General features: G+C 66.5%; 40 protein-coding genes. 32 read left to right on the top strand and 8 right to left on the bottom strand.

Annotated elements, in window-relative coordinates; genetic code table 11:
- The first annotated feature begins 247 nt into the window (after nucleotides 1–247).
- A complete protein-coding gene (locus ACFT9I_RS07560; RefSeq protein WP_382561765.1) occupies nucleotides 248–721 on the top strand; it encodes an NUDIX hydrolase in 474 nt (157 codons plus the stop codon).
- Nucleotides 722–791: 70 nt separating this feature from the next.
- Here ACFT9I_RS07560 and ACFT9I_RS07555 read toward each other — a convergent pair whose 3' ends face one another.
- From ACFT9I_RS07555 to ACFT9I_RS07525, 7 genes are all read right to left on the bottom strand, one after another.
- Nucleotides 792–1088, bottom strand: a complete 297-nt coding sequence (locus ACFT9I_RS07555; RefSeq protein ID WP_382561763.1) for a hypothetical protein — start codon at nucleotides 1086–1088, stop codon at nucleotides 792–794.
- 104 nt (nucleotides 1089–1192) lie between these two features.
- On the bottom strand, nucleotides 1193–2194 hold the full coding sequence (locus tag ACFT9I_RS07550) for a 2-deoxy-5-keto-D-gluconate 6-phosphate aldolase domain-containing protein (RefSeq protein ID WP_382561761.1): 1002 nt from the start codon (nucleotides 2192–2194) through the stop codon (nucleotides 1193–1195).
- 100 nt (nucleotides 2195–2294) lie between these two features.
- Nucleotides 2295–3485, bottom strand: coding sequence for an MFS transporter (locus tag ACFT9I_RS07545; protein ID WP_382561966.1), 1191 nt, complete (start codon nucleotides 3483–3485; stop codon nucleotides 2295–2297).
- 70 nt (nucleotides 3486–3555) lie between these two features.
- A complete protein-coding gene (locus tag ACFT9I_RS07540) occupies nucleotides 3556–4836 on the bottom strand; it encodes a peptide ligase PGM1-related protein (protein WP_382561760.1) in 1281 nt (426 codons plus the stop codon).
- Between the two features lie 50 nt (nucleotides 4837–4886).
- A complete protein-coding gene (locus ACFT9I_RS07535; protein WP_382561757.1) occupies nucleotides 4887–5981 on the bottom strand; it encodes a radical SAM protein in 1095 nt (364 codons plus the stop codon).
- Nucleotides 5982–6252: 271 nt separating this feature from the next.
- Nucleotides 6253–7137 carry a hypothetical protein gene (locus ACFT9I_RS07530; RefSeq protein WP_382561755.1) on the bottom strand — a complete coding sequence of 295 codons (885 nt, stop codon included), beginning with the start codon at nucleotides 7135–7137 and terminating at the stop codon, nucleotides 6253–6255.
- Nucleotides 7138–7301: 164 nt separating this feature from the next.
- A complete protein-coding gene (locus tag ACFT9I_RS07525; RefSeq protein WP_078079541.1) occupies nucleotides 7302–7493 on the bottom strand; it encodes a DUF1059 domain-containing protein in 192 nt (63 codons plus the stop codon).
- A 487-nt stretch (nucleotides 7494–7980) separates the two neighbouring features.
- Between ACFT9I_RS07525 and rpsJ the strand changes: the two genes are divergently transcribed.
- The 31 genes from rpsJ (at nucleotide 7981) to truA (ending at nucleotide 25381) form a co-directional block, all read left to right on the top strand.
- Nucleotides 7981–8289, top strand: a complete 309-nt coding sequence (gene rpsJ / locus ACFT9I_RS07520; protein WP_003948644.1) for a 30S ribosomal protein S10 — start codon at nucleotides 7981–7983, stop codon at nucleotides 8287–8289.
- 14 nt (nucleotides 8290–8303) lie between these two features.
- The gene (gene rplC, locus ACFT9I_RS07515; protein WP_354607261.1) at nucleotides 8304–8948 is read left to right on the top strand and encodes a 50S ribosomal protein L3; all 645 of its coding nucleotides are present in this window, start codon (nucleotides 8304–8306) and stop codon (nucleotides 8946–8948) included.
- A gap of 4 nt (nucleotides 8949–8952) precedes the next feature.
- Nucleotides 8953–9615, top strand: coding sequence for a 50S ribosomal protein L4 (gene rplD, locus ACFT9I_RS07510; protein WP_382561752.1), 663 nt, complete (start codon nucleotides 8953–8955; stop codon nucleotides 9613–9615).
- Nucleotides 9615–9932, top strand: coding sequence for a 50S ribosomal protein L23 (rplW, locus tag ACFT9I_RS07505; protein ID WP_382561750.1), 318 nt, complete (start codon nucleotides 9615–9617; stop codon nucleotides 9930–9932). The genes rplD and rplW overlap by 1 nt, the downstream gene beginning before the upstream one ends.
- 47 nt (nucleotides 9933–9979) lie before the next feature.
- Nucleotides 9980–10816, top strand: a complete 837-nt coding sequence (gene rplB / locus ACFT9I_RS07500) for a 50S ribosomal protein L2 (RefSeq protein WP_329383126.1) — start codon at nucleotides 9980–9982, stop codon at nucleotides 10814–10816.
- A gap of 12 nt (nucleotides 10817–10828) precedes the next feature.
- The gene (gene rpsS / locus ACFT9I_RS07495; RefSeq protein WP_112447747.1) at nucleotides 10829–11110 is read left to right on the top strand and encodes a 30S ribosomal protein S19; all 282 of its coding nucleotides are present in this window, start codon (nucleotides 10829–10831) and stop codon (nucleotides 11108–11110) included.
- Nucleotides 11111–11152: 42 nt separating this feature from the next.
- On the top strand, nucleotides 11153–11500 hold the full coding sequence (gene rplV / locus ACFT9I_RS07490; protein WP_364605559.1) for a 50S ribosomal protein L22: 348 nt from the start codon (nucleotides 11153–11155) through the stop codon (nucleotides 11498–11500).
- Nucleotides 11500–12351 (top strand): 30S ribosomal protein S3, encoded by an 852-nt coding sequence (rpsC, locus tag ACFT9I_RS07485; RefSeq protein ID WP_382561747.1) that lies wholly within the window; start codon nucleotides 11500–11502, stop codon nucleotides 12349–12351. The genes rplV and rpsC overlap by 1 nt, the downstream gene beginning before the upstream one ends.
- A 5-nt stretch (nucleotides 12352–12356) precedes the next feature.
- Entirely contained in the window at nucleotides 12357–12776 is a 420-nt protein-coding gene (gene rplP, locus ACFT9I_RS07480; protein ID WP_023539339.1) for a 50S ribosomal protein L16, read from the top strand.
- On the top strand, nucleotides 12776–13000 hold the full coding sequence (rpmC, locus tag ACFT9I_RS07475) for a 50S ribosomal protein L29 (protein WP_354607257.1): 225 nt from the start codon (nucleotides 12776–12778) through the stop codon (nucleotides 12998–13000). Before rplP ends, rpmC begins: the two co-directional genes overlap by 1 nt.
- Complete coding sequence (rpsQ, locus tag ACFT9I_RS07470) at nucleotides 13000–13290, top strand: 30S ribosomal protein S17 (RefSeq protein WP_382561744.1); 291 nt, start codon at nucleotides 13000–13002, stop codon at nucleotides 13288–13290. Before rpmC ends, rpsQ begins: the two co-directional genes overlap by 1 nt.
- A 118-nt stretch (nucleotides 13291–13408) precedes the next feature.
- Nucleotides 13409–13777, top strand: coding sequence for a 50S ribosomal protein L14 (rplN, locus tag ACFT9I_RS07465; protein ID WP_023539336.1), 369 nt, complete (start codon nucleotides 13409–13411; stop codon nucleotides 13775–13777).
- A gap of 2 nt (nucleotides 13778–13779) precedes the next feature.
- A complete protein-coding gene (gene rplX / locus ACFT9I_RS07460) occupies nucleotides 13780–14103 on the top strand; it encodes a 50S ribosomal protein L24 (RefSeq protein ID WP_354607256.1) in 324 nt (107 codons plus the stop codon).
- Complete coding sequence (gene rplE, locus ACFT9I_RS07455; RefSeq protein ID WP_023539334.1) at nucleotides 14103–14660, top strand: 50S ribosomal protein L5; 558 nt, start codon at nucleotides 14103–14105, stop codon at nucleotides 14658–14660. The genes rplX and rplE overlap by 1 nt, the downstream gene beginning before the upstream one ends.
- Nucleotides 14661–14662: 2 nt before the next feature.
- Nucleotides 14663–14848, top strand: a complete 186-nt coding sequence (locus ACFT9I_RS07450) for a type Z 30S ribosomal protein S14 (RefSeq protein WP_003948630.1) — start codon at nucleotides 14663–14665, stop codon at nucleotides 14846–14848.
- 226 nt (nucleotides 14849–15074) lie between these two features.
- Nucleotides 15075–15473: a 30S ribosomal protein S8 gene (gene rpsH / locus ACFT9I_RS07445; protein WP_382561741.1), complete on the top strand. Its 399-nt coding sequence runs from the start codon at nucleotides 15075–15077 to the stop codon at nucleotides 15471–15473.
- Between the two features lie 21 nt (nucleotides 15474–15494).
- On the top strand, nucleotides 15495–16034 hold the full coding sequence (gene rplF / locus ACFT9I_RS07440) for a 50S ribosomal protein L6 (RefSeq protein ID WP_382561739.1): 540 nt from the start codon (nucleotides 15495–15497) through the stop codon (nucleotides 16032–16034).
- 2 nt (nucleotides 16035–16036) lie between these two features.
- Nucleotides 16037–16420, top strand: a complete 384-nt coding sequence (gene rplR, locus ACFT9I_RS07435) for a 50S ribosomal protein L18 (protein WP_382561737.1) — start codon at nucleotides 16037–16039, stop codon at nucleotides 16418–16420.
- A 46-nt stretch (nucleotides 16421–16466) separates the two neighbouring features.
- Nucleotides 16467–17069: a 30S ribosomal protein S5 gene (gene rpsE / locus ACFT9I_RS07430; RefSeq protein ID WP_023539330.1), complete on the top strand. Its 603-nt coding sequence runs from the start codon at nucleotides 16467–16469 to the stop codon at nucleotides 17067–17069.
- Nucleotides 17069–17251 carry a 50S ribosomal protein L30 gene (gene rpmD / locus ACFT9I_RS07425; protein WP_041985698.1) on the top strand — a complete coding sequence of 61 codons (183 nt, stop codon included), beginning with the start codon at nucleotides 17069–17071 and terminating at the stop codon, nucleotides 17249–17251. The genes rpsE and rpmD overlap by 1 nt, the downstream gene beginning before the upstream one ends.
- Nucleotide 17252: 1 nt before the next feature.
- Nucleotides 17253–17708: a 50S ribosomal protein L15 gene (rplO, locus tag ACFT9I_RS07420; protein WP_023539328.1), complete on the top strand. Its 456-nt coding sequence runs from the start codon at nucleotides 17253–17255 to the stop codon at nucleotides 17706–17708.
- A gap of 265 nt (nucleotides 17709–17973) precedes the next feature.
- Nucleotides 17974–19293: a preprotein translocase subunit SecY gene (gene secY / locus ACFT9I_RS07415; protein WP_382561734.1), complete on the top strand. Its 1320-nt coding sequence runs from the start codon at nucleotides 17974–17976 to the stop codon at nucleotides 19291–19293.
- A complete protein-coding gene (locus tag ACFT9I_RS07410) occupies nucleotides 19293–19955 on the top strand; it encodes an adenylate kinase (protein WP_382561732.1) in 663 nt (220 codons plus the stop codon). The genes secY and ACFT9I_RS07410 overlap by 1 nt, the downstream gene beginning before the upstream one ends.
- Before the next feature lie 269 nt (nucleotides 19956–20224).
- Nucleotides 20225–21061, top strand: a complete 837-nt coding sequence (map, locus tag ACFT9I_RS07405) for a type I methionyl aminopeptidase (protein ID WP_382561964.1) — start codon at nucleotides 20225–20227, stop codon at nucleotides 21059–21061.
- A gap of 176 nt (nucleotides 21062–21237) precedes the next feature.
- A complete protein-coding gene (gene infA, locus ACFT9I_RS07400) occupies nucleotides 21238–21459 on the top strand; it encodes a translation initiation factor IF-1 (protein WP_003956442.1) in 222 nt (73 codons plus the stop codon).
- A gap of 55 nt (nucleotides 21460–21514) precedes the next feature.
- Nucleotides 21515–21628, top strand: coding sequence for a 50S ribosomal protein L36 (gene rpmJ, locus ACFT9I_RS07395; RefSeq protein WP_003956441.1), 114 nt, complete (start codon nucleotides 21515–21517; stop codon nucleotides 21626–21628).
- Between the two features lie 182 nt (nucleotides 21629–21810).
- Nucleotides 21811–22191 (top strand): 30S ribosomal protein S13, encoded by a 381-nt coding sequence (gene rpsM, locus ACFT9I_RS07390; RefSeq protein ID WP_164252337.1) that lies wholly within the window; start codon nucleotides 21811–21813, stop codon nucleotides 22189–22191.
- 64 nt (nucleotides 22192–22255) lie between these two features.
- A complete protein-coding gene (gene rpsK, locus ACFT9I_RS07385) occupies nucleotides 22256–22660 on the top strand; it encodes a 30S ribosomal protein S11 (protein WP_003956432.1) in 405 nt (134 codons plus the stop codon).
- A 118-nt stretch (nucleotides 22661–22778) separates the two neighbouring features.
- Entirely contained in the window at nucleotides 22779–23801 is a 1023-nt protein-coding gene (locus ACFT9I_RS07380; RefSeq protein WP_146481858.1) for a DNA-directed RNA polymerase subunit alpha, read from the top strand.
- A 79-nt stretch (nucleotides 23802–23880) separates the two neighbouring features.
- Nucleotides 23881–24396 carry a 50S ribosomal protein L17 gene (gene rplQ, locus ACFT9I_RS07375; RefSeq protein WP_382561729.1) on the top strand — a complete coding sequence of 172 codons (516 nt, stop codon included), beginning with the start codon at nucleotides 23881–23883 and terminating at the stop codon, nucleotides 24394–24396.
- Between the two features lie 79 nt (nucleotides 24397–24475).
- Complete coding sequence (truA, locus tag ACFT9I_RS07370; protein ID WP_382561727.1) at nucleotides 24476–25381, top strand: tRNA pseudouridine(38-40) synthase TruA; 906 nt, start codon at nucleotides 24476–24478, stop codon at nucleotides 25379–25381.
- Here the strand turns inward: truA and ACFT9I_RS07365 are convergent.
- Complete coding sequence (locus ACFT9I_RS07365; RefSeq protein ID WP_382561725.1) at nucleotides 25349–26233, bottom strand: hypothetical protein; 885 nt, start codon at nucleotides 26231–26233, stop codon at nucleotides 25349–25351. The two genes, truA and ACFT9I_RS07365, sit on opposite strands and share 33 nt — an antisense overlap.
- Nucleotides 26234–26315: the final 82 nt, after the last annotated feature.

Here is a 26315-nt window from a genome sequence, read left to right as displayed (position 1 = left end):
TTGAGCTGTCGCCGCGAGCATATGCCCGCCAACCCGTACGAAATCCAGCCCAGTTGATCGAGTTCACCCGTGCGGGTGACGGGAGGCTGGTGGGGTTGGGAGGGGTCTTCTGCTCTTCAAGTCATTGGGAGTTCTTTACGTCGCGGGCCACCGCGTCGTGGCCGACCACGACGCGGCTCACCGGGTCGTGGTCCTCCGCGACCCGGTCGGACTTGCAAGAGACAACGTTCGGTGGGGAGATGGCGGGATGAGTTTCCGGTTGGCGGCGTATGCCGTGTGTGTCGAGGACGGGCGGGTGCTGCTCGGCTGTCACGTACCACCGCGGGGTGAGGCCACCTGGACCCTTCCGGGCGGCGGGGTCGAGCACGCGGAGGATCCGTACGACGCGGTGATCCGGGAGGTCGCCGAGGAGACCGGCTGCGACGCGGTGGTCGAACGCCTGCTGGGCGTGGACTCAAGGGTCGTTCCCGCCGCCGAACGCACCGTCCCCGGCGGGCCGGCACACCAGAATGTGGGCATCTTCTACCAGGTCCGCATCACAGGCGGCCGGCTCCGGCCCGAGCCCAACGGCGAGATCGCCGAGTCGGTCTGGACTCCGCTTCCCGACGTCGCCCGCCTGCGCCGGTCGTCGCTGGTCGACATCGGCCTGGCCCTGGCACAGACCCTTCCGGCGACCGGTCACGTCGCTCCCGTCACGGTCGGCGGGCTGATCCAGCACTGAGGTCCGGAGCCGTAAGGTGCTCACCCGGTCCGGGCACGCGGCGCCGGTGCCGTCGGTCCGACCGGTGGGCTCAGAGGACGAACACGCTCTGGGCCATCTCCGTGTGGTACGTCTCGCCCGGGTAGACCAGCCACTCGACCTGGCCGGTGCAGTTCGGGCCGGAGTGGACCTCGGCGATGGCGTCGGTGTGGTTGGTCACCGACGACGGGTACCGGTCGATGGTGTAGCAGCCGCTCGGGTCCTTGTGCTCGTTGCCGTTGACGATCAGGACGCCCTCCGCCGCGTACGCCGATCCGGACACCCCGACTGCCAGGGTCATACCGGCCGCCAGCGCGCCCAGGGCCAGGGCCATACGTCGTCGCATCATGGTGAGTTCCCCTCGTGGAGCGGACCGCGCGTGATGCGATCCGCCGGGTCACTCAAGGTAGTTGATTGAGCGCTCTATGTGTCCGGCGCGTGGAGGCAACCTCTTCACCGCTGCGTGCGCGGGGCTTGCGCCCAGGCGGGGGCGAGCTCGCCGTCGCGTGCCCTCAGGTAGTAGCGCGCGAAGTCGAGGTACTGGCCGGTGATCCGGCCACGGGTCTCGCCGTCGGTGGAGTGGTGGTACAGGTGCGAGTGCAGCGCGTCCCACCAGATGCTGCGGCCGATCGCGAACCCCACGAAGCCGGGGACGGGTGCCGCGACCTTCAGCCAGTGGTCGAGCTGGCTGTGCGTCGCGTGGCGCCCGAGCACGATGCAGTTGGCTGTCCGCGCGTCGCGTCGGGCGGCGGCCAGCACGGCCACGGTGTCCTCGTGGCGTTCGAGTCCTTCGATCTTCCAGATCGCGGGCTCCACACCGTGGTCCTGCAGGTACTCCATCACCGCGACCGTGAGGCCGGGCCGGAGTTCGGCGTCGTAACGTGCCGTGTCGTTGCCGACGGCCTGCTTGTCGGAGTCGCCCGCCGGGACGAGGAGTTCCAGGATCAGCGGCCGGCCGGTGTCCGCGGCCCACGAGGAGACCTCGGCCAGATCCTTGGCCTGCCGCGCCCGGTGGCCCGGGTCGAACCCCGGATTGTCACGCACGAGGACCTTGGCGTAGTCGGCGGGAAAGTATTCCGCGTGGCGCCGCCACTGGTCGCCATAGGCGAACTCGAACCAGTCGCTGCCGCTGGCCTCGATCGGCACCGCCAGATCCACCGCGCCGCCCGAACGCGCCGCGAGTTCGACGACGTCGGCGCCGTACTGCTCATCGATGAGAATTCCGGGCTGCGCGCCGGCCGGCAGTTTCTCCGCGGCGTCCAGCAGCGCCTGATAGATCAGCAGCTTGTCGGCGCAGATCCGGGCCTCCTGCGCCGGGGTGGGCGGCGCGGTGATCCCGTAGAGACCCGTCTCCAGACTGTTTCTGTGGTCCGCCGCGAGAATCAGGAGCGTTTGCCCTTGCCCGCCGGGCGCCGCTGTCGCCTTTTCCGGGTGGGCGAGAGGAACGTCAGTCATGAAGACCTCTTCTCCAGCGGCGATGACTCCCCTCATTCAGGTTGCGTCCGCGGGAGTGTCCTGTCCAACGCGGCCGGTCCGCGGGACCGCACGCGGGACGTCAGCCGCTTCCGGTTTCGGACTGGGCGTCGGGTGAGTCGAACCGCTCCGCACCCTGCGTCTTCTGCTCCGCCCTCCCTCGGCCCAGCACCGAGACAGCCGTCAGGAGGAGCGTGACGGCCGCGGCGCTCAGCACCACGTACGAAGGCCGGAAGTAGGCGAGCAGAACGCCTGTCGTCGCCGCGCTGACCCCGTACCCGATGCCGCTGCCCGCGTAAAGGATGGAGTACCCGACAGGGTGCAGGTCGACCCGGAGAGCGCTTCTCAGCGACAGGTTCCGGGCGATGAGCACGATGGCCTGGGCGAACCCGGCCAGGAGCAGATACGTGGCCATGGCGGGGACCGCCGACGACAGCGCCATGATCGATATCAGGGCAATGGTGATGAGCAACAGGACGGTGCTCTGTCTCTCGGGGTTGCCCGGCCAGGTGCGGAGCCCGTAGACGATCCCGCCGAGAATGCTGGCCAGGGCGAAGCAGGTGAGCAGGGGGCCGCTGTACGCGACGGCGTGATCTCTCTGCTCAAGCAGGGCGGGAAGGCTGAGTTCGACGGTGGCCAGCAGATACATGACCGCCACGCTGGTCATATAGATGGGCCAGACGCTCACCAGATGCCGCGTCGCGCTGCGCGAATGCCCGGATTCGACGGGCTTGCCGGTCTTCTCCGGAAGGAGGAACACGCAGGCCGCGCCCATGAGGGCGAATGCCGCCGCGGCGAAGAAGGGAAGTGTCGCGGAGTAGTGCAGGGCAGCGGCCGCGACCACGGCCGGCGAGGCTGCCCAGACCGCCATGTTCAGAGACGACTCCAGACTGAGCGCGGAGTTCAGGTCCTTCTCGCCCACCAGGTCCGAGACCATGGTCCGTAAGGCCCCGGGGGCCGCCGCGCAGCCGGCGCCGGCCACGGCGGCCAGACCGATGGACGCGCCCGCCCCGATTCCCGGGAAAAAGGCAAGGGCCGCGAAAGCCGCCGAGCTGACCACGAGCCCGGCGGCGATCTCACGGCGGAAAGCCCTGGTCCTGAGCCGGGATCCCAACAGGGGTGCCCCTGCTGCCTCCGCCGCCGTGTACACCGCGGCCATCACCGCACCGATGGTGTAGCCGCCGGAGGTTTCCCGGCCCAGGAACACGAAAGCCAGTGGAGCCATGGCAACAGGAAGTCTGCTCACCGCGACAACGAACGACCAGGTGAGCATTTTCTTGCTGACGAGACCACGGTAGGCCACCGGCTGGAATCCCCTGTCCATGTACGTTGGTTGAACGGCTTCAGACCTGCGGCGGCGCGCTCTCGGCGAGAATTTCCCCCAGTCCGGATTCCAAAGTGCGCCCTTCCGCCCAGCTGGGCGCCAGAATGACGTACTCGATGTTTCCGCTCACTTCCGTGTCGTCCGAAGCGATCACGACACCCCGTCGGCTCTCCGGGTCCCATGCGAGACCGTTGGCCTTCAGCAGCTCCAGAAGCTTCTGAAGGTCCGCAGATCGTACGTTGAAGCGGCTCAGCAACGTATGACTGTCTGCCCAGTCAGGGCCCACCAGTGTTTCGGCAATATGGTGCAGGTGAGTGCTGCCACCCATTCTGGCATTCACTTCGTTGAACCATATTTCGCCCGATGATGCTATGACTGCATCAATGCTTGCCAGACCCGTGTAGCCGAGGTCCCGCATCATCCTAGCCATCCGCAGCGCTTCCGCGAAGAACTCTTTCCGAGAGCTGTCCGGAATTGTCTGCAGTGGCATTTCAAGCCCCACCAGGACGGGGGGATCATCGGCTGTTCGAAGCTCGCCGGAGTTCACTATCGAGGGTTCGCCGCCGTCCTCGGGGCAGACGACCTCGACGTAGACCGACTGGCAATCGGGGAGGAACTCCTCCACCACCACCTCGCCCTGTGGTGCGTGAGTGCGAGCGAGACCGGCGGCCGCGACCACCGCGTCGAGATCCCGTGGATCGGTGAGGTACGTCTTCGACAGGGCTCCCGTCACGACGAGAAGCGGGTCCGTGGTGACGACGAAGTTGCCGTGTCCGCCCACGGCCCGGTCACGCTTGACGATCACCGAAGCGGTTTTCGCCAGCAGTTGGCCCACGATGTGCTTGAGGTCGCCGACGGTCCGGCAGGGCATGCCGGCGGGGACGGAGAACCCCGCCCCTGCCGCGAAGGCCCGGAAGAACACCTTGCTGTTGAACAACTCGGCACCGCCCTGCCCGAGGAACGGCCGTGCCCTGTCCGTGTGCAGCCCCAGCTCGCGGGCGAACGTCACCGCCCCCCGGTCGTAGATGTACGGGCGGAACTCCCAGTCCGGCGTGACGATGTCCTGGAGACGGCCCAGGACCTCCTTGCTGTGGAGCAGCTCATGGGTGAGGAGGTCGGCGTCCGGGCTGATGATGTGGACGCTCCCGGTATCAAGTCCGGTGTGGCCGGCGACGTATCGCAGGAACGCGTCCGGGGCCGGGCGGGGAAGGACGATCGCGTCGCCGTCCCTCAGCAGCCAGATCAGCCTTTTCATCGCGAAGAGAATGCCGCGGAAGTCCTCGTCGGTGAGGAGGTCCATGCGGTCGACCATGTGCTCGGTGCAGGCGTTTCCGAGCCACAGCCGGGGCATTACGCCTCGGCCTTTCCGCCGTCGCTGTCCAGATACCAGACCTGGAGACAGCCGTCGTCATCCACGCGGGCGGTGGGCGGGAGCGCCCAGTTGGGGACCCAGCTCAGCCGGTCCTTGTAGGCGTAGCCCGTCTGGATCAGCACGCGGCCGTCGTCGTCACGGTCGATGATCGTCCCCTCGTACAAGGAGACTTTTCCGACGTCGGTCATCAGGGTGTACTGGGGTTTGGCCCGCCCGGAGGTCATCCCCGAGGAGACGAGCCGGCGGAAGAGGTCAAGTCCCTGTGCGATCGAGGTGCGGTGGTGGTCCATGCCGCGTATCGGGACGCAGTGGAAGAGGTAGTGCGCCTCGATGTCGAGGTGGCGCAGTTCGTCGTACAGCTCGACCAGGGTGTCGAGATTGTCGTTCACCCCGCGCAGAAGCACCGTCTGGTCATAGATCCTGGCTCCCGCGGACTGCAGGGCCGCGTACGCCTCACGTACTTCGGGGAAAAGCTCGCCAGGGTGGTTGATATGGGTCGCGATCTCCACCCGGAACGTCGCCCGTGGGCGCAGAGCGTGCAGCATGCGCTCGTCGATCCGACGGGGATCCTGGAGAGGAACCCTGGTGGCGAGACGGACGACTTCGACCTGGGGGGCGTACCGCTCGACCGCGTCCAGCAGGAACTCGACGCGGTCGACCAGGATCAGCGGGTCTCCGCCCGTCACCAGGATTTCCCGCACTTCTTCATTCTCAGGGGCGGAGCCGCAGTAACGGGCGATCCGCTCGAGGTCGTCCTTCGATAAGGTTGACGTCTCGTACTGTCCGCGAATGCACCAGCGGCAGTGTGCCGCGCATATCGTCGTGGGCTCGACGAGGAGCGTCCTGCGGTACAGCTTCTCAACGCCCTTGAGTATTCGGCCCTCGAAGGTGGTGTGGAGCTCGGACTGATAATGTCTGGCGACTTCGTGGGTTCTGTCGACGGCTTCCGCCGGGTCCACGGCGTACTGAAGGTCCAAGAATGGGAATCCGCCCTCGTCTTTGCGCTCGTTCATCTTCTGGCGCAGATAGGGGGATATCTTCTCGGCGAAAGTGCCGTCCTTTGATCCAGCCATGATGCGATCTCGCCTTTCCGGTATGCGGTTCAGCGTCTGCGCATGACCTTGTCCTGGTCGGAGTTGCCGACCAGGACAAGGTCCGTGCGATCAAGACACTATGCGCCGCATCCGGTGGCGGTCCATGTCACTGGATCCCTTGTCCGAATAGGGTCCCTTGACGTCGTGAAGACGATCCTGTTAAGCCGGAATGCCATCGTCCTCAAGTAATGCGCCAACCCATTTTCGGGAACATTTGGTGTCCGCGGGGCGTCGTCGTGCCGGGCGGGGGCTACTCGGCCGCGAAGATCTCCTCGGCGGAGCCGGCCGTGATGGCGCGGTCCATCCAATGCTCCAGAAGATCAACGTCGTCGCAGCCGCTGATGCGGTCGCGCGCCTCGCCGGAGACTGCGATGCCGCGCACCTCCAGGACTCGGAGAACATCCCTGGCGCCTTGCTGAGCGCGCCCTTCGTCCCGGCCTTCGTCCCGGATTTCCTCCGAGATCGGCGACTTGTAGAAAGAAAGGTCCACGGCCACCAGATTCCTCCACTGTTGTGCGGCTGGGCGCTTGCCCAAGCCCTGTGCGGTGAGTTCAACGAGCGGGCCGGTGAGAGATTCCGGCGCCTCCCGCATCGCGGCGGACAGCGATTTGAGTATGGCATCGATGTCCGGATCGTCGGCATGTGTGATCGCCGAAAGGGTGGCAAGCGCCAAGTCCTTGCGCGCCTCGGCCGCGTTCGTGATCAGCGGCATGTTGTGCGGACCCGCGACGAGTGGGCGCAGCGTGAGCGACGCCCACTGCTTGGGCCCGATGTGCACCGGGCGAGCCGCCCACTCCGCCGTCGCGCGGTCCTGGCACACGACCAGGAGTACCGGCGGAACTTTGTACTTCGCGTGCAGATACGACAGGTAGTACGTCCAACTGGCGGGCTTGTCCAGGTCTTTCCTCCCCTGTGCCTCGACAGCGAGAAGTAAGGGCTCGTCGTGCTCGGTGTCCAGACGCAGGAGCGTGTCCACCCGGCGTTCCACCGGTCGGGACTCGGTGAGGTCGGTCGGCAGGATCGTGACCGAGGTGGGCGGGGAGAAGGTGACACCCAGCACTTCGGAGACACGGGAGAACAGCCCCGGGTGCTCCTGAAAGATGCGATGCATCGCCTCATGCGGCGAGCTGACCATGCGGGTTCCCGTGGGGTTAGCGGAGTGTGCCTCTGGCACATGCCAGGGCTTCTGTCCCGCTGAGCGTAAGCAGACAATCCGCCCTGGCCGTAGCTCAGTTGGGCATATTCACCCGCGAGGGTGAGGCCCCCTCGTACCCACCCCGCAGCGCTGAGCCGCACGCGTCACGCGTGCTGTGGCATCTCGTCCTTCAGGTTGGACCGGATCTGGGCCCGTAGTTCCGCCGTGTTCTCGTGGCCGTGCACCGATGCCGCGTGTTCGCTCGCGGCGCGGACGACCTCGTCCTCCTCGCCGGTGATGGCGAGGGTGCAGTTCGTCTCGCTCGGCATGTCACGGCAATCGACTACTTTGCGCATGATGCACCTCCATGTACCAGTGTCCTCCCGTATGGGGGGTTCCGGACATGTCGTACACGCGCCTCGCGTCAGCCCCAGGATTCGTCGCTCACCCCGTGGGGTACGCTCTCCGGCCGCGATTGGCCAGGGCTCCGGCCCATATGGCACACTGCACAGGTTGCTCGGTTGAGTGCCGATGCTGCGCGCCTCCCGTCGGGAGGACCGGAAGCGAGTCCCACAGTACTCGTCGTCACATCTGCCTCTCACGGCAGCGCTGGGGCGGACGTACGGGAATCTTCTGGGAAGTGTCAGCGGGGTACCGGCCAGGCACCCGGTGGGGTTTCTCCCCCGGCTCGCGGTCATCAGGCCCGCACCCCTTGGCAGGGAAATCCTTCGGGAATTTCTACGTGGAGGGAATGCGACACGCCCGACCGCGTGGGTCGGAGAGAAGAGTGCACAGCCCAACCGGGGCCAGAGCGTTTCGAGAGAACAGGACTACTGAGTAGCCATGGCGGGACAGAAGATCCGCATCCGGCTCAAGGCCTACGACCACGAGGTCATCGACTCTTCGGCGAAGAAGATCGTCGAGACGGTGACTCGCACTGGTGCGTCGGTCGCGGGCCCGGTGCCGCTGCCCACTGAGAAGAACGTGTACTGCGTCATCAAGTCGCCGCACAAGTACAAGGACTCGCGCGAGCACTTCGAGATGCGCACGCACAAGCGCCTGATCGACATTCTCGACCCGACGCCCAAGACCGTTGACTCGTTGATGCGCCTGGACCTTCCGGCCGGCGTCGACATCGAGATCAAGCTCTGAGAGGCGCGGAAGAGATGGCAAAGCAGATCAAGGGTGTCCTGGGCGAGAAGCTCGGCATGACCCAGGTCTGGGACGAGAACAACCGTGTCGTCCCGGTGACCGTGGTCAAGGCCGGACCCTGCGTCGTTACCCAGGTCCGTACGAATGACTCCGACGGCTACGAGTCGGTCCAGATCGCCTTCGGCGAGATCGACCCGCGCAAGGTGAACAAGCCCCTCAAGGGCCACTTCGCCAAGGCCGACGTGACCCCCCGCCGCCACCTGGTGGAGCTCCGCACCTCCGACGCGTCCGAGTACACGCTCGGCCAGGAGGTCACCGCCGCTGTGTTCGAGTCCGGCGTCCGCGTGGACGTCACGGGCAAGAGCAAGGGCAAGGGCTTCGCCGGTGTCATGAAGCGTCACAACTTCAAGGGCCTCGGCGCCGGTCACGGAACCCAGCGCAAGCACCGCTCTCCCGGCTCCATCGGTGGCTGTGCCACCCCGGGCCGCGTGTTCAAGGGCATGCGGATGGCCGGCCGGATGGGCAACGAGCGGGTCACCACTCAGAACCTGACCGTTCACGCCGTTGACGCGGAGAAGGGCCTCATCCTGATCAAGGGTGCGGTTCCTGGTCCGAACGGCGGCCTCGTCCTGGTCCGCACCGCGGCGAAGGGGGCCTGAAGACATGAGCAGCACCATTGACATCATGTCGCCCTCGGGCGACAAGTCCGGGACCGTAGAGCTCCCGGCCGAGATCTTCGACGCCAAGGTCAGCATCCCGCTGATCCACCAGGTCGTCGTCGCGCAGCTGGCCGCCGCCCGTCAGGGCACGCACAAGGTCAAGCGCCGTGGCGAGGTCCGTGGTGGTGGCAAGAAGCCTTACCGCCAGAAGGGCACCGGCCGCGCCCGTCAGGGTTCGACCCGTGCGCCGCAGTTCGCCGGCGGTGGCGTCGTACACGGCCCCACCCCGCGTGACTACTCGCAGCGGACCCCGAAGAAGATGAAGGTCGCCGCCCTGCGCGGTGCCCTCTCCGACCGGGCCCGCAACGCTCGTATCCACGTCGTCACCGACGTGGTCGAGGGCGCGGCGTCCACCAAGGCCGCCAAGACCCTCCTCGGCAAGGTCAGTGAGCGCAAGCACGTGCTCCTGGTCGTCGAGCGGAGCGACGAGGCCGCGTGGCTGTCCGCGCGCAACCTCCCCGAGGTCCACCTGCTGGACCCGGGACAGCTCAACACGTACGACGTGCTTGTCTCCGACGACGTGGTCTTCACCAAGGCCGCCTTCGAGTCCTTCGTGTCCGGCGGGGCTGCGCGACAGACTGCCGACACCGAGGGGAGCGAAGCCTGATGGCCGAGATCACCAGCAAGACCTACACGGACCCGCGTGACGTTCTCGTCAAGCCCGTGGTGTCCGAGAAGAGCTACGCGCTGCTCGACGAGAACAAGTACACGTTCATCGTCGCGCCCGGCTCCAACAAGACCCAGATCAAGCAGGCCGTCGAGGCGGTCTTCTCGGTCAAGGTCACCGGGGTCAACACGATCAACCGGCAGGGCAAGCGCAAGCGCACCCGCACCGGTTTCGGCAAGCGCTCGGACACCAAGCGCGCCATCGTGACCCTCGCCGAGGGCGACCGTATCGACATCTTCGGCGGCCCGACTTCCTAACGGGAGTCGGATCGAATCGAAGTCCGGAATATTCCGAGGACTGAGAAATGGGTATCCGCAAGTACAAGCCGACGACCCCGGGCCGTCGTGGCTCCAGCGTCGCCGACTTCGTAGAGATCACGCGGTCCACGCCGGAGAAGTCGCTGGTCCGCCCCCTGCACAGCAAGGGCGGCCGTAACAACGCCGGTCGTGTGACCGTTCGCCACCAAGGTGGTGGACACAAGCGTGCCTTCCGTCTGATCGACTTCCGTCGTCACGACAAGGACGGCGTGCCGGCCAAGGTCGCGCACATCGAGTACGACCCGAACCGCACCGCGCGCATCGCGCTCCTGCACTACGCGGACGGCGAGAAGCGCTACATTCTCGCGCCGCGTGGCCTGGCGCAGGGCAGCCGTGTCGAGAACGGCCCGTCCGCCGACATCAAGCCCGGCAACAACCTGGCGCTGCGCAACATCCCGGTCGGTACGACCATCCACGCCATCGAGCTGCGTCCCGGCGGCGGCGCGAAGTTCGCCCGTTCCGCGGGCACTTCCGTACAGCTGCTGGCGAAGGAGGGCTCCATGGCCCACCTTCGTATGCCGTCCGGAGAGATCCGGCTGGTCGACGTCCGCTGCCGCGCCACCATCGGTGAGGTCGGCAACGCCGAGCAGTCGAACATCAACTGGGGCAAGGCCGGCCGTATGCGCTGGAAGGGCGTCCGCCCGACCGTCCGCGGTGTCGCCATGAACCCCGTTGACCACCCGCACGGTGGTGGTGAGGGCAAGACTTCAGGTGGTCGCCACCCGGTCAGCCCGTGGGGTCAGAAGGAAGGTCGTACGCGTTCGCCGAAGAAGGCGAGCAACAAGTACATCGTCCGCCGCCGCAAGACGAACAAGAAGCGCTAGGAGCGGGTTTAGATGCCGCGCAGTCTGAAGAAGGGGCCCTTCGTCGACGGCCACCTCATCAAGAAGGTGGATGTCCAGAACGAAGCTGGCACCAAAACCGTCATCAAGACCTGGTCCCGTCGCTCGATGATCATCCCGGCAATGCTGGGCCACACCATCGCGGTGCACAACGGCAAGATCCATGTCCCGGTGTTCGTCACCGAGTCGATGGTCGGCCACAAGCTCGGCGAGTTCTCGCCGACTCGCACCTTCCGCGGCCACGTCAAGGACGACCGGAAGTCGAAGCGCCGCTAAGGCGGGGTGGAAACGACTATGACTCACACCGAAGGGACAACCATGGAAGCCAGGGCCCAGGCGCGGTACATCCGCGTCACGCCCATGAAGGCCCGCCGCGTGGTGGACCTCATCCGTGGCATGGATGCCACGGAGGCTCAGGCGGTCCTGCGTTTCGCCCCGCAGGCCGCGAGCGTGCCGGTCGGCAAGGTGCTTGACAGCGCCATTGCCAACGCCGCGCACAACTACGACCACCCAGACGCCACTTCGCTGGTCATCAGCGAGGCGTACGTGGACGAGGGTCCGACCCTCAAGCGGTTCCGGCCGCGCGCCCAGGGGCGTGCCTACCGGATCCGTAAGCGGACCAGCCACATCACCGTGGTCCTCAGCAGCAAGGAAGGAACCCGGTAATGGGCCAGAAGGTTAACCCGCATGGGTTCCGGCTCGGCATCACCACGGACTTCAAGTCCCGTTGGTACGCCGACAAGCTGTACGCGGACTACGTCAAGGAAGACGTCGCCATTCGTCGCATGATGACGAAGGGGATGGAGCGTGCCGGTATCTCCAAGGTGGAGATCGAGCGCACCCGTGACCGCGTCCGCGTGGACATCCACACCGCACGTCCGGGCATCGTCATCGGCCGCCGCGGCGCCGAGGCCGACCGTATCCGCGGCGAGCTGGAGAAGCTGACCGGCAAGCAGGTCCAGCTGAACATCCTCGAGGTCAAGAACCCCGAGGTGGACGCTCAGCTGGTGGCCCAGGCCGTCGCCGAGCAGCTGTCCTCGCGTGTCTCCTTCCGTCGCGCCATGCGTAAGAGCATGCAGTCGACGATGAAGGCCGGCGCCAAGGGCATCAAGATCCAGTGTGGTGGCCGCCTCGGCGGCGCCGAGATGTCGCGCTCGGAGTTCTACCGCGAGGGCCGCGTGCCCCTGCACACGCTCCGGGCCAACGTCGACTACGGCTTCTTCGAGGCCAAGACGACCTTCGGCCGTATCGGCGTGAAGGTCTGGATCTACAAGGGCGACGTCAAGAACATCGCCGAGGTGCGCGCCGAGAACGCCGCGGCGCGCGCGGGCAACCGTCCGGCCCGTGGTGGCGGCAACGACCGTCCCGCCGGCCGCGGTGGCCGCGGTGGCGAGCGTGGCGGTCGCGGTGGCCGCAAGCCGCAGCAGGCTCCCGGCGCCGAGGCCCCCAAGGCTGACGCGACGGCTGCTCCGGCCGCGGAGGCCGCGCCCACTTCTACCGGCGGAACGGAGGCCTGACCGAAATGCTGATCCCCCGTAGGGTCAAGCACCGCAAGCAGCACCACCCGAAGCGCAGCGGAATGTCCAAGGGTGGCACGCAGGTTGCGTTCGGCGAGTACGGCATCCAGGCGCTGACCCCGGCATACGTGACGAACCGTCAGATCGAGGCCGCTCGTATCGCGATGACCCGCCACATCAAGCGTGGCGGCAAGGTCTGGATCAACATTTACCCGGACCGTCCCCTGACGAAGAAGCCCGCCGAGACCCGCATGGGTTCCGGTAAGGGTTCTCCCGAGTGGTGGATCGCGAACGTCAAGCCCGGTCGGGTGATGTTCGAGCTGTCCTACCCGAACGAGAAGGTTGCCAAGGAGGCGCTCACCCGCGCCGCCCACAAGCTTCCGATGAAGTGCCGCATCGTTCGGCGCGAGGCAGGTGAGTCGTGATGGCGGCCGTTACCAAGGCGTCCGAGCTGCGTGAACTGGGTAGCGAGGAGCTTGTCGACAAGCTTCGCGAGGCCAAGGAAGAGCTGTTCAACCTCCGCTTCCAGGCGGCGACCGGTCAGCTCGAGAACCACGGCCGGCTGAAGCTGGTCCGGAAGGACATCGCGCGGATCTACACCCTGATGCGTGAGCGCGAGCTGGGCATCGAGACGGTGGAGAGCGCCTGATGACTGAGAGCAACGTGACTGAGACGACCGAGAAGAGCGAGCGCGGATTCCGCAAGACCCGCGAGGGTCTGGTCGTCAGCGACAAGATGGACAAGACCGTCGTCGTCGCTGTCGAGGACCGTGTGAAGCACGCCCTGTACGGCAAGGTCATCCGCCGTACGAACAAGCTCAAGGCGCACGACGAGGCGAACGCCGCCGGGATCGGCGACCGTGTCCTCCTCATGGAGACCCGGCCGCTGTCCGCGACGAAGCGCTGGCGCATCGTCGAGATCCTTGAGAAGGCCAAGTAATCCAGGCCGAGTAATTCCTCCCAGGGCATTCCCTAGGAGTAGTTCCGCCAGGCTCGGTGGGGTCCGACCCCAGTAGGACGGACCCCGCCGGGAACCGGCAGACGATCAGGAGAAACACGTGATCCAGCAGGAGTCGCGACTGCGTGTCGCCGACAACACTGGTGCCAAGGAGATCCTTTGCATCCGTGTTCTCGGTGGCTCGGGTCGCCGCTACGCGGGCATCGGTGACGTCATCGTCGCCACCGTCAAGGACGCGATCCCCGGTGGCAACGTGAAGAAGGGTGACGTCATCAAGGCGGTCATCGTTCGCACCGTGAAGGAGCGCCGCCGCCAGGACGGCTCGTACATCCGCTTCGACGAGAACGCCGCCGTCATTCTGAAGAACGACGGCGACCCTCGTGGCACCCGTATCTTCGGCCCGGTCGGCCGTGAGCTGCGCGAGAAGAAGTTCATGAAGATCATCTCGCTCGCGCCGGAGGTGCTGTAAGCATGAAGATCAAGAAGGGCGACCTGGTCCAGGTCATCACCGGTAAGGACAAGGGCAAGCAGGGCAAGGTCATTCAGGCCATCCCCACGCAGAACCGCGTCCTCGTCGAGGGTGTCAACCGGGTCAAGAAGCACACCAAGGCCGGCCAGACCGCTCGTGGTTCGCAGACCGGCGGCATCGTGACGACCGAGGCCCCTGTCCACATCAGCAATGTTCAGCTGGTCGTGGAGAAGGACGGCAAGAAGGTCGTCACCCGCGTCGGCTACCGCTTTGACGACGAGGGCAACAAGATCCGCGTTGCCAAGCGGACCGGTGAGGACATCTGATGACGACCACAACCGCGCCGCGTCTGAAGCTGCGCTACCGCGAGGAGATCGCCGGCAAGCTGCGTGAGGAGTTCTCCCTGGAGAACGTCATGCAGGTCCCCGGTCTCGTCAAGATCGTGGTCAACATGGGTGTGGGCGACGCCGCCCGCGACTCCAAGCTGATCGAGGGTGCCATCAAGGACCTCACCACGATCACCGGCCAGAAGCCGGCCGTTACCAAGGCCCGCAAGTCGATCGCGCAGTTCAAGCTGCGCGAGGGGCAGCCGATCGGCTGCCACGTCACCCTCCGCGGTGACCGCATGTGGGAGTTCCTGGACCGTACGCTGTCGCTCGCGCTGCCGCGTATCCGTGACTTCCGCGGCCTGTCGCCCAAGCAGTTCGACGGCCGTGGCAACTACACCTTCGGTCTCACGGAGCAGGTCATGTTCCACGAGATCGACCAGGACAAGATCGACCGGGTCCGGGGCATGGACATCACCGTGGTCACCACGGCGACCAACGACGACGAGGGTCGTGCCCTCCTTCGTCACCTCGGCTTCCCGTTCAAGGAGAACTGACCGTGGCGAAGAAGGCTCTGATCGCTAAGGCCGCCCGCAAGCCGAAGTTCGGCGTGCGCGGTTACACCCGCTGCCAGCGCTGCGGGCGTCCCCACTCCGTCTACCGCAAGTTCGGCCTCTGCCGTGTCTGCCTTCGTGAGATGGCACACCGCGGCGAGCTGCCGGGCGTCACCAAGAGCTCCTGGTAATTCCGCTACTTCAGCGTTGAGTTGAAGTAAGGAACCAACCAGAGCTCTCGGTAAGCAACTGGTCGGCGGAAGCCCTGCTCCCCATGCCGTAGGCTTCGGGGGTTGGGCGTCCGCCGCCCGAAACTTACTACGCCGTAGGTCCCCGCACCGCACCCGTCCCGCCGTTGAGCGGGGAGAGGGATGGCGCATACAGGAAACCCCGGCGAGAGAGGCCGAAGGCCAATTCATGACCATGACTGATCCCATCGCAGACATGCTGACCCGTCTGCGTAACGCGAACTCGGCATACCACGACGATGTCGTGATGCCGCACAGCAAGATCAAGTCGCACATCGCGGAGATCCTCCAGCAGGAGGGCTTCATCACCGGCTGGAAGGTCGAGGATGCCGAGGTCGGCAAGAAGCTGACCCTGGAGCTGAAGTTCGGCCCGAACCGCGAGCGTTCGATCGCCGGCATCAAGCGCATCTCGAAGCCGGGTCTGCGTGTGTATGCCAAGTCCACCAACCTGCCCAAGGTGCTCGGCGGCCTGGGCGTGGCGATCATCTCCACGTCCCACGGTCTCCTGACCGGCCAGCAGGCAGGCAAGAAGGGCGTAGGTGGGGAAGTCCTCGCCTACGTCTGGTAGTCGGGAACGGAGGAAAAGCTCATGTCGCGAATCGGCAAGCTCCCCATCCAGGTTCCCACCGGTGTGGACGTCACCATCGATGGCCGTACGGTCGCGGTGAAGGGCCCCAAGGGGACCCTCTCGCACACCGTCGCAGCGCCGATCGAGGTCACCAAGGACGATGACGGCACCCTCAAGGTGCTGCGTCCGAACGACGAGCGTCTGAACAAGGCCCTGCACGGCCTGTCCCGCACGCTGGTGGCGAACATGATCACCGGTGTGACCCAGGGATACAGCAAGGCGCTCGAAATCAGCGGAGTCGGTTACCGCGTCCAGGCGAAGGGCTCCAATCTGGAGTTCGCCCTGGGCTACAGCCACCCCGTCGTCGTCGAGGCCCCTGAGGGCATCACCTTCAAGGTCGAGTCCCCGACCAAGCTCAGCGTCGAGGGCATCGACAAGCAGAAGGTCGGCGAGGTCGCGGCGAACATCCGCAAGCTGCGGAAGCCCGACCCGTACAAGGCCAAGGGCGTCAAGTACGCCGGCGAGGTCATCCGCCGCAAGGTCGGAAAGGCGGGTAAGTAGCCATGGCATACGGTGTAAAGATCGCCAAGGGCAAGGCCTACAAGGCCGCTGCCATCAAGCGCCGTCACATCCGCGTACGCAAGAAGGTCTCGGGCACGGTAGCGCGCCCCCGCCTCGTTGTGACGCGTTCCAACCGCCACATGGTGGCCCAGGTCATCGACGACATCGCGGGCCACACGCTCGCTTCGGCGTCGAGCCTGGACACGTCGATCCGCGGTGCCGAAGGCGACAAGAGCGCCCAGGCACAGCAGGTCGGTGCCCTGGTCGCCGAGCGCGCCAAGGCCGCCGGCGTCGAGGCTGTCGTGTTCGACCGTGGTGGCAACCAGTACGCCGGGCGGATTGCCGCTCTGGCCGACGCCGCCCGTGAAGCCGGGCTGAAGTTCTAAGCCCCGGTTCCGGAGCTAGCGGACGTAACAGAGAGAGGTAAATCCAATGGCTGGACCCCAGCGCCGCGGAAGCGGTGCCGGTGGCGGCGAGCGGCGGGACCGGAAGGGCCGTGACGGTGGCGCTGCCGCCGAGAAGACCGCGTACGTCGAGCGTGTCGTCGCGATCAACCGCGTTGCCAAGGTCGTGAAGGGTGGTCGTCGCTTCAGCTTCACCGCGCTGGTCGTGGTGGGCGACGGTGACGGCACCGTGGGTGTCGGTTACGGCAAGGCCAAGGAGGTGCCGGCCGCCATCGCCAAGGGTGTTGAGGAGGCCAAGAAGCACTTCTTCAAGGTCCCCCGTATCCAGGGCACCATCCCGCACCCGATCCAGGGTGAGAAGGCGGCGGGCGTCGTCCTGCTCAAGCCCGCGTCCCCCGGTACCGGCGTCATCGCCGGTGGCCCGGTGCGTGCGGTGCTCGAGTGCGCCGGCGTCCACGACATCCTGTCGAAGTCGCTCGGTTCGTCGAACCCGATCAACATCGTGCACGCGACCGTGGCGGCCCTCCAGGGTCTGCAGCGTCCCGAGGAGATCGCGGCCCGCCGCGGTCTGCCCCTCGAGGACGTCGCCCCCGCGGCTCTGCTTCGTGCACGTGCGGGAGCGGGTGCGTAATGGCCCGTCTCAAGATCACGCAGACGAAGTCGTACATCGGCAGCAAGCAGAACCACCGCGACACCCTTCGTTCGCTGGGCCTCAAGCGGCTCAACGACGTGGTTGTCAAGGAGGATCGTCCCGAGTTCCGCGGCATGGCCAACACCGTGCGGCACCTCGTGACGGTTGAGGAGGTCGACTGACATGGCGGAGCAGAAGCCGCTGAAGGTCCACAACCTCCGTCCTGCCCCCGGAGCCAAGACCGCCAAGACCCGTGTGGGCCGTGGCGAGGCGTCCAAGGGCAAGACCGCAGGTCGTGGCACCAAGGGCACCAAGGCCCGTTACCAGGTTCCGGAGCGCTTCGAGGGCGGGCAGATGCCCCTCCACATGCGTCTCCCGAAGCTCAAGGGCTTCAAGAACCCGTTCCGTACCGAGTACCAGGTCGTGAACCTGGACAAGCTGGCCGAGCTCTACCCGCAGGGTGGCGAGGTCACGGTGGCCGATCTGGTCGACAAGGGTGCGGTCCGTAAGAACAGCCTCGTCAAGGTCCTGGGCCAGGGCGAGATCTCCGTGGCGCTGACGGTTTCGGTTGACGCCGCTTCCGGCTCCGCCAAGGAGAAGATTGCCGCCGCCGGCGGCTCCGTCACTGAGCTCGTCTGAGACGTCTCGGACAAGTTGATGGACTGAACATCCGACCGGGGGTGCCTCTCAAAAGGGGCATCCCCGGTTGGTCGTTCCGGGGGAGCGGGTACGCCGGTAAGGTGGCGTGCACTGTTGCTGTATTGAACCCGGGGGTCCGCCCCCGGACCCCGAGCCGCGCGGACTGTCCGCAGGGGTGGTCGCGTGGCTTTTTGCCTGATATGTATCTGTCGATCCTCAAGACCGTCACCCTTGACGCGCGAGCGCGGGGGTCGCAGGAGGCACCGTGCTCACCGCGTTCGCCCGGGCGTTCAAGACGCCCGACCTGCGCAAGAAGCTGCTCTTCACGTTGTTCATCATCGTGCTGTACCGGTTCGGGGCGCACATTCCCGTACCGGGCGTCAGTTACGAGAATGTGCAGACGTGCGTCGACGCAGCGCAGAAGGGCAATAACAGCCTGTTCGGGCTGGTGAACATGTTCAGCGGCGGAGCGCTGCTGCAGATTACGATCTTCGCGCTCGGCATCATGCCGTACATCACGGCAAGCATCATCCTGCAGCTGCTGACCGTGGTCATCCCCCGACTCGAAGCCCTCAAGAAGGAAGGGCAGTCCGGTCAGGCCAAGATCACTCAGTACACCCGATACCTGACGGTCGCCCTCGCGGTGCTCCAGGGCACCGGCCTGGTGGCAACCGCCCGCAGCGGCGCGCTCTTCAGCGGCTGCCCGGTCGCCTCGGAGATCGTTCCGGACCAGTCGATCTTCATCACCATCACGATGGTCATCACGATGACCGCCGGTACGGCCGCCGTCATGTGGCTCGGTGAGATGATCACCGACAAGGGCATCGGCAACGGCATGTCCATCCTGATGTTCATCTCGATCGCCGCCGGTTTCCCCGGTGCGCTGTGGGCCATCAAGGAGAGCGGCAAGCTCGCTCAGGGCTGGATCGAGTTCGGCACGGTCATTCTCATCGGCTTCGTGATGGTGGGACTCGTCGTCTTCGTCGAGCAGGCGCAGCGCCGTATCCCCGTTCAGTACGCGAAGCGGATGATCGGGCGGAGGTCCTACGGCGGTACGTCCACGTACATCCCGCTGAAGGTCAACCAGGCGGGTGTGATCCCCGTCATCTTCGCGTCGTCGCTGCTCTACATCCCGGCGCTGATCGCGCAGTTCTCCAGTCAGCAGTCCGGCTGGAAGACCTGGATCGAAGCCCACTTCATCAAGGGCGACCATCCGTACTACATCGCGACGTACTTCATCCTTGTCGTGTTCTTCGCCTTCTTCTACGTGGCCATCACGTTCAACCCCGAAGAAGTCGCGGACAACATGAAGAAGTATGGTGGCTTCATCCCGGGCATCCGGGCAGGTCGACCTACTGCCGAGTATCTGAGTTACGTACTCAACCGGATCACTTGGCCGGGCTCGCTGTACTTGGGGTTGATCGCTCTCGTCCCAACGATGGCGTTGGCAGGCTTCGGCGGCGCGAACCAGAACTTCCCGTTCGGCGGGACAAGCATCCTGATCATCGTGGGTGTGGGTCTGGAGACCGTGAAGCAGATCGAGAGCCAGCTCCAGCAGCGTAATTACGAAGGGTTCCTCCGCTGATGCGAATCGTCCTCGTCGGACCGCCCGGTGCCGGCAAGGGAACGCAGGCTGCGTACCTCGCCCAGAACCTCTCCATTCCGCACATCTCCACAGGTGACCTCTTCCGCGCCAACATCAGCCAGGGCACCGACCTCGGCAAGCAGGCGCAGAGTTACATCCACGCCGGGAACCTGGTTCCCGACGAGGTCACCATCGGAATGGCGCTGGAGCGGATGGCGCAGCCGGACGCCGCGAACGGCTTCCTTCTGGACGGCTTTCCCCGCAACGTCCCGCAGGCCGAAGCGCTCGACAAGGCGCTCACGGCCGAGGGGTTGCACCTGGACGCCGTGCTGGACCTGGAGGTCGACGAGGATGAGGTGGTCAAGCGGATCGCCGGTCGGCGCACCTGCCGCAACGACAGCTCGCACGTCTTTCATCTCACGTACAGCCCGCCGAAGAAGCAGGGTGTGTGTGACGAGTGCGGCGGCGAGCTGTACCAGCGGCACGACGACTCCGAGGAGACGGTCCGCACGCGGCTGGAGGTCTACCACACGCAGACCGAGCCGATCATCGACCACTACCGGGAGCAGGGCCTCGTGGTCACCATCTCGGCGCTCGGCAAGGTCGCCGAGGTGACCAAGCGCGCGATGGCGGCTCTGGAGGGTGGCGGCCGGGCCGCATAGGTCCGGTTCACCCGCGAGGCACGGCGCGACCGCACCACGTGGTACCACCGAGCACGGCACAGCACGACAGCACGACAGCACGACAGCACCACAGCACGACAGCACCACAGCACGACAGCACCACAGCACGGCACAGTGATACGGCCGGGGCGCCCCCAGGGGCACCACGGCCGTACTGCTGTCCGGGGGACTACCGTAGGTGTCCTGGCGCGGACTCTCAGCGCAGACAGGGACATCGTTTCTTCGACCGAGTGAGGCAGGCCGCCGTCATGGTGGAGATCAAGACCCCCGAGCAGATCGCGAAGATGCGTGAGGCGGGGCTGGTCGTCGCCGCGATCCACGCGGCCACCGGCGAGGCCGCGGTGCCCGGCGCCACCACGAAGGACCTGGACGAGGTGGCGCGCAAGGTCCTCGCGGACCACGGCGCGAAGCCCAACTTCCTCGGTTACGGCGGGTTCCCCGCGACGATCTGCACCTCGGTCAACGAGGTGGTGGTGCACGGGATCCCGGACACCAAGACCGTACTGAAGGACGGCGACATCATCTCGGTCGACGCCGGCGCGATCGTGGACGGCTGGCACGGCGACGCGGCCTTCACGGCGTTCGTCGGCGGCGGTCACGCACCGGAGCTGATCGAGCTCTCCCGCGTGACGGAGGAGTCGATGTGGGCGGGGATCGCCGCGATGCGGCTCGGTAACCGGCTCGTCGACGTGTCGCGGGCGATCGAGACGTACATCCGCCGCCAGCCGAAGCCCGGCGGCGGCAAGTACGGCATCGTCGAGGACTACGGCGGCCACGGCATCGGCACCCAGATGCACATGGACCCGCACCTGCTGAACTACGTCTCGCGCAAGCGCGGCAAGGGCCCGAAGCTGATCCCCGGCTTCTGCCTGGCGATCGAGCCGATGGTCTCGCTCGGCACGCCGCACACCGAGGTCCTGGCCGACGAGTGGACGGTCATCACGACCGACGGCACCTGGTCCTCGCACTGGGAGCACTCGGTCGCCCTGACGGAGGCCGGCCCGCTGGTCCTGACGGCGGTCGACGGGGGCAAGGCGAAGCTGGCGGAGCTGGGTGTCACGGCTGCGCCGGACCCGTTGGGCTAGGCCGTACGGGCGCGCCCGTACCGCCCGAGGATTGACGATCTACGGGGGTGGGCAAACTCAACGGATTCGTCTTTTCGAGAGCCCTGCCGTAGACTGACGCGTCGGCTCTGGTGTACCCGTGTGTCCACATACGGTGGCCCAGAATCGATCAAGGTAGCCGATTCGAAGGGCGAAGCGTGGCCAAGAAGCAAGGTGCCATCGAAATTGAGGGCACCGTGATCGAGTCTCTCCCGAACGCCATGTTCAAGGTGGAGCTCCAGAACGGTCACAAGGTCCTCGCGCACATCAGCGGCAAGATGCGGATGCACTACATCCGAATCCTTCCCGATGACCGGGTAGTGGTGGAGCTGTCTCCCTACGACCTGACGCGTGGCCGGATCGTCTACCGATACAAGTAGATCTTGCCTCACCCCGCTTCCGGGGTGCCGGCACTGACCCGGAGAACCTCACACCATGAAGGTCAAGCCGAGCGTCAAGAAGATCTGCGACAAGTGCAAGGTGATCCGCCGTCACGGTCGGGTCATGGTCATCTGCGACAACCTGCGCCACAAGCAGCGCCAGGGCTGACGCACGACCCCCTGCATCTCGCAGTACTTCGCGCGACGCGAGCGAACACGTATATACGCAGTGTCCGACGTCATCACCAGCTGATGGCGCCGACACCTCCGGCGGAGGCCGGGGACCCGGAGAGAGCACGTCGTCCGGGAGAGTCACTGCGGAAGACCTCCGAAATCACACAGGAGCCATGAATGGCACGCCTCGCAGGCGTTGACCTCCCGCGCGAAAAGCGCGTCGAGGTCGCCCTCACCTATGTCTTCGGCATCGGGCGCACCCGGTCCAAGGAGACCCTCGCCGCCACCGGCGTTGACCCCAACGTCCGCGTCCGCGACCTTGCCGAGGAAGACCTCGTCAAGCTCCGCGAGTACGTGGACGGCAACCTCAAGACCGAGGGTGACCTCCGTCGCGAGATCCAGGCCGACATCCGCCGCAAGGTCGAGATCGGCTGCTACCAGGGTCTGCGTCACCGTCGCGGCCTGCCGGTCCACGGCCAGCGCACGAGCACGAACGCACGTACCCGCAAGGGTCCGCGTCGCGCCATCGCCGGCAAGAAGAAGCCGGGCAAGAAGTAGTCCTCAGCGGACGCTCATCAGCGGTCTTCGCTGTAGGACCGACCACCTCCCGTAGGAGTAATAGATGCCCCCCAAGGGTCGTCAGGGCGCTGCCAAGAAGGTGCGCCGCAAGGAAAAGAAGAACGTCGCTCATGGGCACGCCCACATCAAGAGCACGTTCAACAACACCATCGTCTCGATCACGGACCCCTCGGGCAACGTGATCTCCTGGGCCTCCGCCGGCCATGTCGGCTTCAAGGGCTCGCGCAAGTCCACCCCCTTCGCCGCGCAGATGGCCGCCGAGTCGGCCGCCCGCCGCGCGCAGGAGCACGGCATGCGCAAGGTCGACGTCTTCGTCAAGGGTCCCGGCTCCGGCCGTGAGACCGCGATCCGCTCGCTCCAGGCCACCGGCCTGGAGGTGGGTTCGATCCAGGACGTCACCCCCACCCCGCACAACGGCTGCCGCCCCCCGAAGCGTCGCCGCGTTTGATCTTCTGTACCCCCTGAGGGTATGGATCGCGGGCGGTACGGGGCCTCGGCTCCGTACCGCCCGTACCCTTGTTCCTGTTGGCATCAAATAGTGGGTGCCAAGACTGGAGGCATTTTCCATGCTTATCGCTCAGCGTCCGTCGCTGACCGAAGAGGTCGTCGACGAATACCGCTCGCGGTTCGTGATCGAGCCCCTGGAGCCGGGTTTCGGCTACACGCTCGGTAACTCTCTGCGTCGTACGCTCCTCTCCTCGATCCCCGGTGCCGCTGTCACCAGCATCCGGGTCGACGGGGTCCTGCACGAGTTCACCACCGTGCCGGGCGTCAAGGAGGACGTCACCGACCTCATCCTCAACATCAAGCAGCTGGTCGTCTCCTCGGAGCACGACGAGCCGGTCGTGATGTACCTGCGCAAGCAGGGCCCCGGCCTGGTCACCGCCGCCGACATCGCGCCCCCGGCCGGTGTCGAGGTCCACAACCCGGACCTCGTCCTGGCGACGCTGAACGGCAAGGGCAAGCTGGAGATGGAGCTGACCGTCGAGCGCGGTCGCGGCTACGTCTCCGCCGTCCAGAACAAGCAGGTGGGCCAGGAGATCGGCCGTATTCCGGTCGACTCCATCTACTCGCCGGTGCTCAAGGTCACGTACAAGGTCGAGGCGACCCGTGTCGAGCAGCGCACCGACTTCGACAAGCTGATCGTCGACGTCGAGACCAAGCAGGCCATGCGCCCCCGCGACGCCATGGCGTCCGCCGGTAAGACGCTGGTCGAGCTGTTCGGTCTGGCGCGCGAGCTCAACATCGACGCCGAGGGCATCGACATGGGCCCGTCGCCGACGGACGCGGCGCTCGCCGCCGATCTCGCCCTGCCGATCGAGGAGCTCGAGCTCACCGTTCGGTCGTACAACTGCCTCAAGCGCGAGGGCATCCACTCCGTGGGTGAGCTCGTGGCGCGGTCCGAGGCGGACCTGCTCGACATCCGTAACTTCGGCGCCAAGTCGATCGACGAGGTCAAGGCGAAGCTGGCCGGCATGGGCCTGGCCCTGAAGGACAGCCCGCCCGGATTCGACCCCACCGCCGCGGCGGACGCGTTCGGCGCGGACGACGACGCGGACGCCGGGTTCGTGGAGACCGAGCAGTACTGAGCCTTTCCGCAGACGACCGTCTGCGGGGAACTGACATCGGTACCTGATACGGCCGGTGCAGATATGAAGGAGTAACACCATGCCGAAGCCCGCCAAGGGTGCCCGTCTGGGCGGCAGCGCCGCGCACGAGCGGCTGCTTCTCGCGAACCTCGCGAAGGCGCTGTTCGAGCACGGCAAGATCACGACGACCGAGGCCAAGGCCCGCCGCCTGCGTCCGGTCGCCGAGCGTCTGGTCACCAAGGCGAAGAAGGGCGACATCCACAACCGTCGCCTCGTTCTTCAGACGATCACGGACAAGAGCATCGTCCACACGCTCTTCACCGAGATCGCTCCGCGGTACGAGAACCGCCCCGGTGGCTACACGCGCATCACCAAGATCGGCCCCCGTCGTGGCGACAACGCCCCGATGGCGGTCATCGAGCTGGTCGAGGCCCTGACCGTGGCGCAGAAGGCCACCGGTGAGGCCGAGGCCGCGACGAAGCGCGCAGTCAAGGAAGACGCCCTCAAGAAGGAGGCCACCTCCACGGAGGACGCCCCCGTCGAGGACGCCAAGCCGGTCGAGGCGGAGTCCAAGGACGAGCCCAAGGACGCCTGACCGTATTTCCAGGTCGCAGAACGGGCCCGCATCACCCTCAGGGGCGGTGCGGGCCCGTTCCGTATGAATGGGGTGAGTGGTGAGTGAGGACATCGAGGGTGCGGCGCCCGGGTTCGTACGGGTGCGGCTCGACCTGAGTTACGACGGGAAGGACTTCTCCGGCTGGGCGCGGCAGGCCACCCGGCGGACCGTCCAGGGGGACATCGAGGACGCGCTGAAGGTCGTGACGCGGTCCTCGGAGACGTACGACCTGACCGTCGCGGGGCGGACCGACGCGGGCGTGCACGCCCGCGGACAGGTCGCGCACGTCGATCTGCCCGTCGAGCTGTGGGCCGAGCACCGGGAGAGGCTGCTGCGGCGCCTCGCGGGGCGTCTGGCGCACGACGTGAGGGTGTGGCGGGCCGAGGAGGCACCGCGGGGCTTCAACGCCCGGTTCTCGGCGATCTGGCGGCGCTACGCCTACCGCGTCACCGACGACCCCGGCGGCGTCGACCCGCTGCTGCGCAGCCATGTCCTGTGGCACGACTGGACGTTGGACGTGGACGCGATGAACGCGGCGTCGGCCGGACTGCTCGGCGAGCACGACTTCGCCGCGTACTGCAAGAAGCGCGAGGGCGCGACGACGATCCGCACGCTCCAGCGGCTGGAGTGGGAGCGCGACGCGCACGGCGTCGTCACCGCGACCGTGCGGGCCGACGCCTTCTGCCACAACATGGTGCGCTCGCTCGTCGGCGCGCTGCTGTTCGTGGGCGACGGGCACCGGCCCGTGGAGTGGCCGGCGAAGGTGCTGGCCGCCGGGGTGCGGGACTCGGCCGTCCATGTCGTACGGCCGCACGGTCTGACCCTGGAGGAGGTCGGCTACCCGGCCGACGACCAGCTCGCCGCGCGCAACCGGCTGGCCCGCAACAAGCGGACCCTGCCGGCGGCGGGGGGCTCCGGTGGAGCCGGTGTGTCACTCGTCGACGGGTGCGGTGGCTGCGGCTGACGCCTGGGCCTCGCCGCGGCGCCGGATCTGGAGGAACGTGAACTCCGCGACGTCGTCGCCGGTGTCGAAGACGTCCTGGTCGCCCTTCACCACGTTCTTGCCGTTGGTGAAGCCGCCGACGGTGAAGTACACGTACCGGCCGACCGAGTTGGTGGTCTTGCGGCAGATCGTGCCGCCCCGGCAGAACGTCGGGACACCCGAGCCGGAGAGCGAGGCCAGACCGCCGCTCGCCTCCTTCTTCGCCTTCAGCGCCTGCGTCTCGGTGGAGAAGACGGCGACGCCGACGGTCACCGCCGTGCCGCCCCGGGTGTACGTGGCGCGGATGACCTGGTCGCAGGTGTTGGCGGCGAGGATCGAGCCGAGGGCGCCCTGGGTCGCGCCCGCGCAGTTCGTGGTGCGGTTCGTCGGGCCCTTCGCGTAGACGCGGTCGCCCATCGTCAGCTTCGAGCCCGGGAAGAGGGTGTCGGCGCTGAGCGGCGCCGTGTCCTTGTCCTCGGTGGAGATGAAGTCCTTCGGGTTCGGCGGCGGCAGCGGCACGGCGTCGGAGAAGGACGGCTCGGGATCGGCGCTCTCGCTGGGCAGGTCGGGCGGGGCGGGCAGGTCGCTCGCGTTCTTGTCGCCGCCCCGGTCACCGCTGTCGCCGTTCATGGACACGACGGCCGTCGCGACGATCGCCGCGACGGCGGCGGTTGCCAGCGCGCCGCCGCCTATCAGCATCCATCGCCTGCGACGGGCCCGCTGTGCCGAGGCGTCGGCGAGCGCGGCCCAGTCCGGTGTCTGCCCCTGCGGGTCCCGCGATCCGTACGGCCCCTGTGGGGGCGGCCCGTAAGGCCCCCCTTGACCAAAGCTCATGGGCGGAGTTTAAACCGCCGGGAGCGGGTTACGGTTCCGGGCCGAGAACGGGATTCGGACGGAAATCGGTTGGGAGAGTGGG

This window comes from Streptomyces sp. NPDC057137, assembly GCF_042670825.1.
Taxonomy (GTDB): domain Bacteria; phylum Actinomycetota; class Actinomycetes; order Streptomycetales; family Streptomycetaceae; genus Streptomyces.
The sequence above is the reverse complement of the archived record's forward strand: the minus strand, read 5'-3'. Positions and strand labels throughout refer to the sequence as shown.